Source organism: Duganella levis (genome assembly GCF_009857605.1).
GTDB lineage: Bacteria > Pseudomonadota > Gammaproteobacteria > Burkholderiales > Burkholderiaceae_D > Rugamonas > Rugamonas levis.
The window spans coordinates 81757-94733 of sequence record NZ_WWCT01000020.1 but is presented as its reverse complement, the minus strand read 5'-3'; the positions used below and the strand labels follow the sequence as shown (position 1 = coordinate 94733).

The window sequence follows — 12977 nt, the reverse complement described above, 5'->3', positions numbered from 1 at the left end:
GCAACATTATTACCTTCTTTTTGAAAGTGAAAAATGCTTTTTTTTAATTTGAACCAGTTCAAATTCAGGTATTTGTTTATATTTTGTTCTGCAATAATTATCATTGCATTTTTTCCATTGCTGGCTTTCGGTGTTCGAAGTGGGCATGATCTTCCCACACACCTTTCGTGGTTTCTTTCTGTAAGAGACATATTTTCGTCCGGTTTTTCCTATCCTCGTTGGCTGAGCGATCAAATGGACGGAATGGGGGCGCCGACATTTTATTTTTATCCTCCATTTTCTACTTTTTTTTCTGTTTTAGTGGACTTGCTTTTTTTGGGGAAATTACCTCCGGATCGGGTGATTGGAATTTCTGCATTTTTCATGTCGGTTTTATCTGCGGCGGCATTTTTTGTCTGGGCCAGAAATTATACTGATAAAAAAATCGCGATTTTAGTTTCAACTTTTTATGCAGTCGCCCCATACCATTTGCTTTGTAATTTTTATACGAGAGCAGCTATAGCAGAATATGCTGCGTATATTTGGATACCATTGATTTTTTGCGGAATTCTTAAAGTATTAACTTCAGATAAGAAAAAATGGGTGCTGATCTTGGCACTGTCAGTAGCCGGGATATTTCTTACCCATTTGCTTACCGCAATGCTAGTAGGGCCCATTGCCTTTGTGTATTCTCTACTGGTGGCGTTTAGTGAAAATAAAGTTTCAAAATTAGATCCTAAAAAAATATTCCTTCTGGTGTTTTCGTCGGCGATCGGCATAGGCATGTCAGCCCTGTATTTTGTGCCTGCGCTAAGCTTGTTTGATCAGATTGATTCATCGATGTTGTTTCAGGTCGCCATTGAGCAGACTGCTTTATTTTCTGAGTTTAGCTTGGCTAATTTTGCTAAATTCGAAATGGTGCTTTCATTAATCGTCATTATATACCTGTCATTTTCAATATATTGTTTAATCGAGTGCAAGATGAGCTCGGCTAGGATAACCAAAGCATCTGGCTACTTTGCCGTGTTTTGGCTGTTAGTCGCAGCGTTAGCTACTGCTGCCATGGCGGGGAAAATGATGTTCTTATTTCAAGAGCCATCTCCGCTGAGGAAAATTCAGTTTTTATGGCGTATCTTGAGTGTTGTTGAGTTTTCAGCGATCACACTATTTTTAGTTGTAATCAGCAATTTGCAATCCAGTGCCGCCAGAAGCCGGATAGTCCTTTTGGGAGTTTTGATATTTGCATCATTTTTCCTTTTGCAAAACTTCTCTTCTTACAAGTTCATAAAAAAAGAAAAAAACGATCGGACGGAATTGTTTGGAAAGGAGATGGTCAAGTATCGGCTCAGCCCGACTGAATACTTCCCAGCAGGCACAACACTTTCATCAGAGCCGGGGGCAATCGCACATCGCTTGGGAGCACACCTCGAGACTGCCTTTATCGGACAAGTGGAGTCGGGTGATGCAAAAATCATAACGGCAACAAGATCAGGCGCAAAATTCCTGATCAAAGTCGATGCGCGAGAAAAGTCAATTGTTTCGATTCACCAGTTTTATTTTCCAGGTTGGAATGCAGTAGACGAAAAAAATACTGTTCTTCCAGTGCTTCCTGTAACTGCTGACAAGCTGGTTGGATTTGAGGTTTTACCGGGAGTGCATCAAATTTCCATTGAAAGAACTACGACAAATGCAGAAGCAAAAGGGAACTGGATTAGCATCATAAGTTTCACTTTGTTCATTTTATTGGCGGTTTATTTTACTGTTCAATTTCAGAAAAAAAGGAAGATAGCTTAGTGGGCTGGCGGCCATGTCGCACCGCCACAACGCGTGATGCAACGGATCATGAAGGCCACATAGGGGCGGCGATTGGGGGAGGGCAATAGATGTTAGTTGCGCGCCGAACTGACCTGCTCGATTTGACTCTTTGCCATTCCGAGGCGAACGCTGCTACGGATATTAGGGCTCAGGCTGAGCCCGATTGACGGTGGAGATTGCAACTTTTTCGACGCTTAGCCGCTGGTCCAGCCTCATATGTAAAGAAAGTCTTGCTTCTTGCGTGCCTTTGAAGCAGGAAATAGTGGGGCGGCTGACGGCGGATGGTCCCCCCGACTGGAATCGAACCAGTATCCCACGCTTAGGAGGCATGTGCACTATCCATTGTGCTACGGGGAGACGCGGCGCAATTATAGCCGTGCGAGCCAAGAATTGGTAATGGATGGGCGTTCTATCGGTACAATACTGGCTTCATCCATCTAATCGTTGCCGTTTCGCCCTTTCGGCGCAGCGCGCGAGCACCCTGAGTTCATTAAGCTTATTTATGGCAGTCATTTCCCTCTCTTCCGCACAACTCGCCTTCGGCCACGTCGCGCTGCTCGATCATGCAGAATTTTCTCTTGAAACTGGCGAACGCGTCGGTCTGATCGGTCGTAACGGCACCGGCAAATCGTCGCTGCTGAAAATCATTTCCGGCCGCATCAAGCTGGACGACGGCCTGCTGGTCATGCAGCAAAACCTGAACATCGTCTATGTCGAGCAGGAGCCGGTGTTCGAGGCGGAGATGTCGGTGCATGACGCGGTGGCGTCTGGCTTGGGCGAGTTCCCGGCGCTGTTGAAGGAATATGAGGCGCTGACCGGCCAGTTCGGCCAGGGCGACGACGACGCCCTGATGGAGCGCATGCACGACATCCAGGTGCTACTGGATGCCGGCGACGCCTGGAACGTGAGCAACAAGGTCGAAACCGTGCTGGATAAGCTGAATCTGTCCGGCAACCTGCTGATGAAGCAGCTGTCGGGCGGGATGCAGAAGCGCGTGGCGCTGGCGCGCGCGCTGGTGTCGGCCCCCGACGTGTTGTTGCTCGATGAACCGACCAATCACCTGGACTTCAGCTCCATCATGTGGCTGGAAGGCCTGCTGCGCGACTTCAAGGGTAGCGTGCTGTTCATTACCCACGATCGCTCCTTCCTCGACAATGTCGCTACGCGTATCATCGAACTGGACCGTGGCCGCCTGCTGTCCTTCCCCGGTAACTTCACCACCTACCAGGCCCGCAAGGCCGAGCTGCTGGAAAACGAGGAAGTGGAAAACGCCAAGTTCGACAAGGTGCTGGCGCAGGAGGAGATCTGGATCCGCAAAGGCGTCAAGGCGCGCCGCGTGCGCGACGAGGGCCGGGTGCGCCGGCTGGAAGCGCTGCGCCTGCAACGCGCCGCGCGCCGCGAGCAGCAGGGCCAGGTCAAGCTGGAAGTGTCGTCCGCCGACCGCTCCGGCAAGATCGTCGCCGAGCTGGAGAACATCAGCAAGGTGTACGGCGACCGCACCATCGTGCGCAGCTTCACCGGCACCATCCTGCGTGGCGACAAGGTTGGCCTGATCGGCGCCAACGGCGCCGGCAAGACCACACTGCTGAAAATGATTCTGGGCGAACTGACACCGGACTCCGGCGTCGCCAAACTGGGCACCAAATTACAGGTCGCATACTTCGACCAGATGCGCGCCCAGCTCAACGATGAGGCCAGCCTGATGGACACCATCGCGCCGGGCAGCGACTGGGTCGAGATCAACGGCCAGCGCAAACATGTGATGAGCTATCTGAACGACTTCCTGTTTGCGCCGGAACGCGCCCGCTCGCCGGTCAAATCGCTGTCCGGTGGTGAGCGCAACCGCCTGCTGCTGGCGCGCCTGTTCGCCAAGCCGTCCAACTGTCTGGTGCTCGATGAACCAACCAATGACCTGGACATCGAAACGCTGGAACTGCTGGAAGAGCTGCTGGAAGATTACGCCGGCACCGTGTTCCTGGTCAGTCACGACCGTACCTTCCTGGACAACGTGGTGACCCAGGTGATCGTGGCCGAAGGCGATGGCAACTGGCGCGAGTTCGTCGGCGGCTACAGCGACTGGGAGCGGGTGCGCGATACCGTGGCGACGCCGGTAAAAGCTGCCGCCAAACCGGCGGCCAAGGCCGAGCCGGCGCCTGTGGCGGCACCGGCCGCCAAGGTCAGGAAGCTCAGCTTCAAGGAACAGCGCGAGCTCGACGAGTTGCCGAAATTGATCGCCGCGCTTGAAGATGAGCAGACCGCGCTGACGTTGCAGTTGTCCGACCCTGACTTCTACAAGAAAAACGCGGCCGAGGCCAAGCGCGTCAACCAGCGGGTCGAGGAAATTGAGGTCGAATTGCTGGCCGCGCTGGAGCGCTGGGAGTTGATTGAAGGCCGTAGCCAGGGCTGAGCCGAATGCGCTTTGGCAATTGTTGCATTGAATCTACAACCCCGCCCCCGGTGCCCGCGTTCTGTTGCACACCCAAGGCAATAGTTTGTTGTTTCAGTGCTATTATTGGCAATTGCGCATAGTTGTGCTGGAGGTCATTGTTGCGTGCGGAGCCTTCTGCGTGTATCGATGGTGATAATGTGTGCCAGAAGCGCGAGTTGCTGGTAAGATTGTAAAATATGGCTTGCTTGTCAACTCTTGATAACGAAAGAATAATTTGAGTTTCTTTCCTGCGATGCTGGTGATGCCAGTAAAAAAACGCGTGCGGACGCCGCGCCGAACCCATTCTGCGCTGACGCTGGCGATCAGCGTCATGTATGCTGCGCCTGCGGCGGCCGCCATCAGCGACACCATTCAACCGTATGTTTCGGTGGCGTTGATTCATGACGATAATTTGCTGCGTCTGGATGATGGTCAGAGCATCGATGGCCAACGCTCTGACAACTACCGGCAGAGCATCGCAGGTTTGCAATTTGATGTTCCCTATGGGTTGCAGGAATTTACCGGCGATGCGCACGTGACACGGGTCGCATTCAGTCACTTTAATGAGTATGACTACACCGGTAAGGATGCGCGCGGCGAATGGGCCTGGAAGCTGGGCACGCATTTGTTCGGGCACCTTGGGGGCGTGTACTCTGAATCGTTGACGCCGTTCTCCGAGCAGAGCAGCATCGACCGCAATATGCGCCTGCAGCGCAAGGAGTATGTCGACGGTACCTGGCTGTTTCATCCGAGCTGGCAGATGCGTGGAAGTTTCGTCCGCCAGCAATTTCGGTATGGACTGGCTTCGCAGCAATACAACAACCGCGATGAGGATACGGCCACATTGGGTGTGGACTATCTGGTTGCCACGGGCAGCCGTATCGGGGTGCAGCTGGGGCATCTTAAGGGTAGTTATCCGGACGGTACGCTGCTGGGTTTCCTGATCAGCGATGGCTACAAGCAGAACGACGCCAAGATTAATATTTTCTGGCAGTACAGCGCGATCACTCAGGTCCAGATATTGGCGGGGCGGGCGAAACGCACGCACGAGGTGTTTGGCGAACGCGATCAGAGCGGCGCCAATGGCCGCGTGAACGCCTATTGGACGCCGGTTGCCAAAGTCAAGCTGACGGGCAGCGCATGGCGCGAGTTTTCCGCAGTGGAGGGCAGTACCATCAATAGTTCACTGAACAAGGGAGTTAGCGCGGAGGCGACGTGGCAGGCCACCAGCAAGCTGGGCGTTAATGGCCTGTTGCGCCGCGAGAAACGCGATTTCGGCACCGTCAGCGGTGTCGCGGTGGTGTCCGCCCCCAACGATACCTTGCGCACGGCCAATCTGTCCGTGACTTACACTCCGCTGCCGAGTACCCAGATCGTCGCCGGTATCGCCCATAGTGCGCGGAGCGGCAACTTTGCTGTGGGTTCCGGCAATTACAAATCCAATAGCGTTTCTCTGAGCGCGCAAATCGCATTCTGATTCTATGACGGCTACTGATTTGCCCTTGTTGTCATTCTTCCAGCGTGTGCTGGACCCGCTGATCATCATGGGGATGCTGTATCTGAGCTCCATGTTGTTGGGCGAACCCTTTACCGGCTATGCGCTGGTGCTGACGGTGGTGGCCTTCTTTATTTCCTCCTCGGTCTACGAGCATATTGATCCGTATGGTGCCTGGCGCGGCGGCCGCCTGATGGCGTCGGCTTGGAACGTGGTGCTGGGCTGGGCGGTGACGGCGACCATCCTGATACTGCTGGCCTCGTTGTCCGGCTTCACCACCCATTATGCCAAGCAGGTGGTGCTGGTATGGTTTGTCTCGACTCCGGTGGTGCTGGTGGTCAGCCACCTGGTGGCGCGCCGCCTGCTGGCCGATCCCGAGCGCGACATCAACGAAGTGCGCTCAGCCGTCATCATCGGCGCCAACCAGGCCAGTCAGCGCTTTGCGGAAACGGTCGAAGACCACCGCCATCTGTTCATGCGCGTGCACGGTTATTTCGATGACCGCGCACAGGACCGTTGGCCGGCCGACCTGCGTCAGCCGATGCTGGGCAAGGTGCCGGATGTGTTTGACTATGTGCGCAAGCATCACATCCGCATGGTGTTCATCAGTCAGCCGATCTCGGCCGACCCGCGCGTGGTCAATCTGATCGATCAACTGCAGGACACCACGGCCTCGGTGTATTTTCTGCCTAACATCTATGTGTTCGATCTGATGCAGGCACGCTTCGACAATATTGGCGGCATGCCGGTGATCGCCATCTGCGAATCACCGTTTACCGGCTTTAACGCCTTTGTCAAGCGCGCCAGCGACATCGTGCTGGCGGCCAGCATCTCGCTGCTGCTGTTGCCGATCATGGCGGTGATCGGTCTGATGGTGAAGCTGAGTTCGCGTGGTCCGATGATCTTCCGCCAGCGCCGCTATGGCCTGCACGGCGAGGAAATCATTGTCTACAAATTCCGCTCGATGACGGTGGCGGAAGACGGCGAGCGGGTGGTGCAAGCCAAGAAAAACGACCAGCGCGTGACGCGTATCGGTGGTTTCTTGCGGCGTAGTTCGCTGGACGAATTGCCACAATTCATCAATGTGCTGCAGGGGCGGATGAGCATCGTCGGCCCGCGCCCGCATGCGGTGGCGCATAACGAGCAGTATCGCAAACTGATCAAAGGCTATATGCTGAGACACAAGGTCAAGCCCGGCATTACCGGCCTGGCCCAGGTCAACGGTTTGCGCGGAGAGACGGAGACGCTTGACAAAATGCAGGCGCGGGTGGAATGTGATCTCGATTACTTGCGCAACTGGTCGTTGTGGCTCGATATCTGGATTATCCTGCGGACCGTGGCCGTGGTGCTGAAGCGGGAAAATGCGCATTAAGTTCAACTTAAAATACTGGCGCACTGCTGCACTCATTGGGTAATATGCAATTTGTTGTGTCATAATGCTCACGATAATGATGCACTGCATCAGACCGCAGCGGTGCTGCTCTCAAGCTAAAGGATTTATGGTGACACCTATCAAAATGTTGAACGGGCAGGGCGTAAGAATCACCGTTGGCATGCTGCTCCTGTCGTTGCTGGCTGCCTGCGGTCCCAAGCAAAAGAGTGAGCCGGGCCAAGCGATGGCCAGTGTGAATGGCGAGGAAATTACCGCTATGCAACTGGCGGAGGAAATGCAACGCGCCAACGTGCCGGCCGCTCAACAGGCCGCCGCCAAAAAGCAATTGCTGGAGTCCTTGATCGACCGCCAGGTGTTGCAGAACGCCGCCGTAGCCGACAAGGCTGACCGCGATCCGAAAGTGGTGCAAGCGATCGAGCGTGCCAAGGCGCAGATCATCGCCCAGGCCTATCTGCAGAAAAAGGTGGGAACGCCGTCGCCGCCAACCAAGGCTGAGGTGGCCGATTACTATCATAAGCATCCGGAATTTTTCGCGCAGCGCAAGCAGATCGCCATGAACCAGCTGGTCTTTGCCAGCGCCGACATGAGCGACAAAGCCAAGGCTGTCATCGATAACGCCAAGTCGTTGGACGAGGTGGCCGCTTGGTTCAAGGACAACAACGTCAAGTTCGCCCCCGCGCAAATCACCCGCGCCACCACCGACCTGCCGCCCGATCTGAGCAGCCGCCTGCTGAGTATGAAAGCGGGCCAGCTGTTCCTGATCAAGGAAGGTGAGCGCAGTCTGCTGAACACGGTGGCTGACGTCAAGGATGCGCCGGTGACGCTGGAGACCGCAGGGCCACAGATCGAGCAGTACCTGATGAACAGCAAATCCAAGGAGGCGGCTACTGCGGAAATTGCCCGCCTGCGCGCCGCCGCCAAGATCGACTACCTGAACAAGGAAGTCGCCGGCGAACCGAAACCCGCGCCGGCGGCGGCCGCGCCGGCGGCGTCCAGCGACCAGTCTGTGGCCAAGGGTGTTGCCGGCTTGAAGTAAGCCGGCTGATACCGTATTTTTATATTAACAATAGGATGCAACCTTTATGAAACGACAGGTCTTTTGGCTACTGGCCGCGCTGATGATGTGGCTGTCCGCAGGCGCTCAGGCAGCAGAAATCCCCCTCGGTTCGGGCGACGTGGTAAAGATTTCGGTATTTGGCAATCCCGATCTGGCGGTGGAAACCCGCGTCAGCGAATCTGGCTTCATCACTTTCCCGCTGATCGGTCAGGTCCAGGTGGCCGGCCAGTCCGTGGCGTCCGCTGAAAAAAACATCGCCAGCAGCCTGGAAAAGGGTGGCTTCGTCAAATCGCCGCAGGTCAACCTGATCGTGACAGTGTTGTCTAGCCAGCAGGTGTCGGTGCTGGGGCAGGTCAACCGCCCAGGGCGCTTCCCGCTGGACGCCACACGCACCGTGCTGGATTTCCTGGCACTGGCCGGCGGCGTGACTGTTGACGGCAGCGACGAAGTGATCCTGATCCGCAAGCGCGATGGCCAGACCACCAAGGAAGTGATCGATGTGCCGGGGATGATGCGCAATGGCGACATGAACCGCGACTTCAGCCTGATCGGCGGCGACGTCATCTTCGTCGAGCGCGCGCCCAAGTTCTACATCTACGGCGAAGTGCAGCGGCCGGGCGCGTTCCGCCTGGAACGTGGCATGACGGTGCAGCAGGCCCTGTCGGCAGGCGGCGGCCTGTCGTTGCGCGGTACCGAGCGCGGCCTTACCATCAAACGCCGCGCGGCAGATGGCACGACGCAAACGCTCAAGCCGAAATCGGATGACGTGGTGCAAGCCGATGACGTGATCAATGTCAAAGAGAGCCTGTTCTAATCGCCACCGAGTTGGTCAACATGAAAGTACGACTATGAATTTTGCACAATTTTTTCTGATACTGCGTGCCCGCCAGCGCATTATTTGGATCACCTTGGTGACGGTGGTGGCGGTGACGGCGGTGGTCAGTCTGCTGATCCCAAAGACGTACAAGGCGACGGCTTCCGTTCTGCTCAATTACAAGGGCGTTGATCCCGTCACCGGACTGACGCTGCCCGGGCAGCTGTTGCCGGGGTATATGGCGACCCAGATCGATATCATCAGCAGCAAGAACGTGGCGCTGCGCGTGGTCGATGCGCTCAAGCTGGCGGACAATCCGGCCGTGGTACAACAATTCAACGACGCCAATGGCGGCGGCAATGTCCGTGACTGGCTGGCGTCGCTGCTGCTGCGCAAGCTGGAGATCGTGCCGTCCAAGGAGTCGAGTGTGGTAGAGATCAGCTTTGGCGGCGCCGATCCGCAATTTGTCTCGGCGGTCGCCAATGCCTTCGCCGATGAATACCAGAAGATCAGCGTACAACTGCGCGTCGAGCCAATGCGCAAGGCCTCGGCCTATTTCGACGGCCAGACCAAGCAGCTGCGTGATGCGCTGGAAGCGGCGCAGAGCCGTCTGTCCAAGTATCAACAGGAACACGGCATTGTCAGCATCGACAACCGCCTGGACGTTGAGTCGAATCGCCTGAATGACCTGTCGACCCAACTGGTGGTGGCGCAGGGCCTGGCCACCGAGGCCAAGTCGCGCCAAGAGATGGCACTGAGCCCGAATGGCGCGGCCTCGCCGGATGTGGCCTCCAATCCGCTGATTCAGAATCTCAAGTCTAGCCTGGGCGTGGCGGAAGCCAAGTTCGCCGATGTCTCGCAGCGGCTGTCGCAGAACCACCCGCAATACATCGCCGCCAAGGCCGAGCTGGACAAGCTGCGCGAAGACTTGCGTACCCAGCAGGCACTCATCGGTAGCAGCGTTGGCAACAATGCGCAGATCATGAAGCAACGCGAAGGCGCCATCCGCGCTGCCACCGCTGAGCAAAAAGCCAAGGTGCTGGAACTGAACCGCACCCGCGATGAAATGGGTGTGCTGATGAAGGATGTCGAGAGCGCCCAGCGGGCATTCGACGCCACCTCGCTCCGTTCGGCGCAGACCAAGATCGAAGGGCAGTCGGAGCAGAGCGATATCTCGGTGCTGAATCCAGCCACGCCGCCGACCGCGCCGTCGCAGCCGAAGCCGCTGCTGAACGTGCTGCTGTCGATATTCTTCGGCTCCCTGCTGGGGGTGGGGCTGGGCTTCTGCGCCGAACTGTTCGACCGCCGCGTGCGTTCCGAGCGCGACCTGGTGGAAGCGCTGCAAATTCCGGTACTGGGCGCGATTACCTGGAACCCGCCGAAACGCCGTCGTTTCGGCAAACTGAAACCGCTTGCCCGCCTGGGCACGAACTAAGATGGAAACCACTATGAATCCAACGGCACTCAGCGGCGCGACCGTACCGGCGACGCCGGCACGTGGCGGGCGTGACTCCAGTATCGGCGGCCTGCTGCTCGAATCGGGCAAGATTACGCCGGAAAATGCCGAGCGCGTGCTGCGCACCCAGAAGGAACTGGGCATCCGCTTCGGCGAGGCGGCGATCCGTCTCGGTCTGATCACTGAAGAGGACATCCAGCAAGTGCTGGCGCGCCAGTTCGACTATGCCTATCTGCAACGCGGTGCTGGCAGTTTCTCGGATAAGCTGATCGCGGCCTACCAGCCGTTCGGTCCGCAAGTCGAAACGCTGCGCGCCATCCGTAGTCAGCTGATGCTGCGCTGGTTCGCCCGCGGCCGCAAGTCGCTGGCGATCGTCAGCATCAACCCGGAAGATGGCGCCAGTCTGTTTGCCGCCAACTTGGCGGTGGTGTTCTCGCAGTTGGGCGAACAGACCCTGCTGGTGGACGCCAACCTGCGCGCGCCGCAACAGCAGGCCATGTTTGGCCTGCAAGGCCGCAAGGGCTTGTCCGATGCCTTGGCGGGCCGGGCCGGCTTTGACGCCATTGAGAAAATCGATTCGTTCATCGACCTGTCAGTGTTGAGCGCCGGCACTCTGCCGCCGAACCCGCAGGAGATGCTGAGCCGTACGTCGTTTGGCCAGCTCAGTGAACAACTGGCCGCATCTTACGATGTGGTGTTGTATGACGTGGCTGCCGCTGTGCATGGCGCGGACGCGATCGCTGTCGCTGCCCGTATCGGTGGCGTGGTGCTGGTGGCGCGCAACAACCAGACCGCCCTTGAAGATCTGGCGGCGTTCACTGAACAGCTGATCAGCCATGGCGTGGAAGTCTTGGGCACCGTGTTGAATGATCTCTGATATGGCGGCGAATCTCTCTCTGCAATGGGCGGAGCGGTGGCGGCGCGTGAGGCAGCATGACCGCCTGACGTTGCCGCTGCTGGTGATTTTCGCCGGCATTATTGCCATGTATGGCCCCACTACCGTGGAGTTATTCCATGGCGTATGGAGCACCGACCGCAACGCCCATGGCCCGATCGTGCTGGCAGTGGGATTGTGGTTTTTGTATTTCAAAGGCCGTTCCGCCCTGCAACAGCAGATGCCGGTGCAGCCGGCACCGTTGCTTGGCTGGCTGACCCTGTCGCTCGGCTTAGCGCTGTTCGTGCTGGGCCGCTCGCAGTCGTTCTATTTACTGGAAGTCGGCTCTTTCATTCCCGTGCTCCTGGGCACGGTACTGCTGCTATGCGGCAAAAACATCGCCCGCCACCTGTGGTTCGGTTTTGTGTTTCTGATTTTTATGGTGCCGCTGCCGACGACGATCGTTGACACACTGACCCAGCCACTGAAGATCGCGGTTTCCTACAGCGCTGAAAATCTGCTGTATTTCTTCGATTACCCGGTCGCGCGTGCCGGCGTCATCCTCACCATCGGCCAGTACCAGCTGCTAGTCGCAGATGCCTGCTCCGGCCTGAATTCGCTGTTTACGCTCGAAGCGCTGGGTCTGCTGTATCTGAACGTGATGCGTCATGAATCGGCGGTGCGCAATTGCGTGCTGGCATTACTGATCGTGCCGATCTCGTTCGCCTCCAATGTGACGCGGGTGATTGTGCTGTCGCTGATCACCTATCACCTCGGCGACGCGGCCGGCCAGGGCTTCCTGCACGGTTTCTCCGGCATGGTGTTGTTCCTGACGGCGTTGATGCTCATCATCAGCCTGGACACTTTTTTGCGCTGGATCACGGCGTCGTGGCCGCGCTGGCGCGGCCGTTCTGTTGTGGAGCAAACGCCATGAAACTCAGCAAGCCGCTTGGGCTCAGTATTGTCATCAGCCTCCTGATGGCCGGCAGCAACGTCACCGCGTGGGCGGTCAAGCCGCGCCAGACCATGGAGCAGACCACGTCGCTGGAGCAGCAGGTACCGCTGGCGTTTGGCGCATGGAAGGCGCTGCCCACGGGCTACCAGCAAATGGCGCTGGCAGTGTCCGCTGACGGCCAGCGCAGCGAAGAGCAGCCCTACGACCAGGTGGTGATGCGGACCTATCGCAACGACCAGGGCGAATTCGTCATGCTGGCGCTGGCTTATGCCAATCAGCAGCAGCAGGAGATCAAGATTCACCGGCCGGAAATCTGCTATCAGGCGCAGGGTTATCGCGCCGGTGATAAGCAGGAACTGGATTTGCCGCTGGTGGATGGCAAAGGCATCCCGGGCCAGCGTTTCTTCATGTCCAGCGGCAATCGCCAGGAGGCGGTCAGTTACTGGATACGGATCGGCAATGACTATCCCCAGAGTGGCATCGGCGCGCGCGTCAGCATTCTGGAGCACGGCCTGCATGGCAAGATTCCAGACGCCATCCTGGTGCGTGTGTCGAGTATTGTCCCTGCCCAGGCCGATGCCGCCGCTGCCTATCAGCGGCAGGAGCGCTTCCTCGCCGACCTGGTGCATGCTATGCCAGCCTCGGCAGCGCGTCTGTTGGTGGCTGCACCCTAGTGCGCCGATGCCCCGGCGGGTTCTGATTTCTAATTTA

Annotated in this window: 10 protein-coding genes and 1 tRNA gene; 10 read left to right on the top strand and 1 reads right to left on the bottom strand. The window is 57.2% G+C overall.

The features are described from left to right. Positions 1-33: 33 nt before the first annotated feature. Complete coding sequence (locus tag GTP69_RS22010) at positions 34-1773, top strand: putative glycosyltransferase family protein (protein WP_161056866.1); 1740 nt, start codon at positions 34-36, stop codon at positions 1771-1773. Positions 1774-2076: 303 nt separating this feature from the next. On the opposite strand, the gene GTP69_RS22005 is transcribed toward GTP69_RS22010, so the two are convergent. Further along, positions 2077-2151 (bottom strand) — tRNA-Arg (locus tag GTP69_RS22005). A 145-nt stretch (positions 2152-2296) separates the two neighbouring features. Here GTP69_RS22005 and GTP69_RS22000 point away from each other — a divergent pair. The 9 genes from GTP69_RS22000 (at position 2297) to epsI (ending at position 12940) form a co-directional block, all read left to right on the top strand. Continuing rightward, positions 2297-4201 (top strand): ATP-binding cassette domain-containing protein, encoded by a 1905-nt coding sequence (locus GTP69_RS22000; protein WP_161056865.1) that lies wholly within the window; start codon positions 2297-2299, stop codon positions 4199-4201. Between the two features lie 256 nt (positions 4202-4457). Then, positions 4458-5699 carry an XrtB/PEP-CTERM-associated polysaccharide biosynthesis outer membrane protein EpsL gene (gene epsL, locus GTP69_RS21995; protein ID WP_229261090.1) on the top strand — a complete coding sequence of 414 codons (1242 nt, stop codon included), beginning with the start codon at positions 4458-4460 and terminating at the stop codon, positions 5697-5699. A gap of 4 nt (positions 5700-5703) precedes the next feature. Next, the gene (locus GTP69_RS21990) at positions 5704-7089 is read left to right on the top strand and encodes an undecaprenyl-phosphate glucose phosphotransferase (protein WP_161056864.1); all 1386 of its coding nucleotides are present in this window, start codon (positions 5704-5706) and stop codon (positions 7087-7089) included. Positions 7090-7270: 181 nt separating this feature from the next. Then, entirely contained in the window at positions 7271-8146 is an 876-nt protein-coding gene (locus GTP69_RS21985; RefSeq protein ID WP_229261089.1) for an EpsD family peptidyl-prolyl cis-trans isomerase, read from the top strand. Between the two features lie 46 nt (positions 8147-8192). After that, on the top strand, positions 8193-8981 hold the full coding sequence (gene epsE, locus GTP69_RS21980; RefSeq protein ID WP_161056862.1) for a polysaccharide export protein EpsE: 789 nt from the start codon (positions 8193-8195) through the stop codon (positions 8979-8981). Positions 8982-9015: 34 nt separating this feature from the next. Continuing rightward, complete coding sequence (gene epsF / locus GTP69_RS21975; RefSeq protein ID WP_161056861.1) at positions 9016-10416, top strand: chain length determinant protein EpsF; 1401 nt, start codon at positions 9016-9018, stop codon at positions 10414-10416. 13 nt (positions 10417-10429) lie between these two features. Then, positions 10430-11314 (top strand): chain length determinant protein tyrosine kinase EpsG, encoded by an 885-nt coding sequence (gene epsG, locus GTP69_RS21970; RefSeq protein ID WP_229261088.1) that lies wholly within the window; start codon positions 10430-10432, stop codon positions 11312-11314. Between the two features lie 46 nt (positions 11315-11360). After that, complete coding sequence (gene xrtB / locus GTP69_RS31425; RefSeq protein ID WP_371868060.1) at positions 11361-12245, top strand: exosortase B; 885 nt, start codon at positions 11361-11363, stop codon at positions 12243-12245. Further along, complete coding sequence (gene epsI, locus GTP69_RS31420) at positions 12242-12940, top strand: exosortase-associated protein EpsI, B-type (protein ID WP_161056858.1); 699 nt, start codon at positions 12242-12244, stop codon at positions 12938-12940. Before xrtB ends, epsI begins: the two co-directional genes overlap by 4 nt. The last annotated feature ends 37 nt before the right edge of the window (positions 12941-12977 follow it).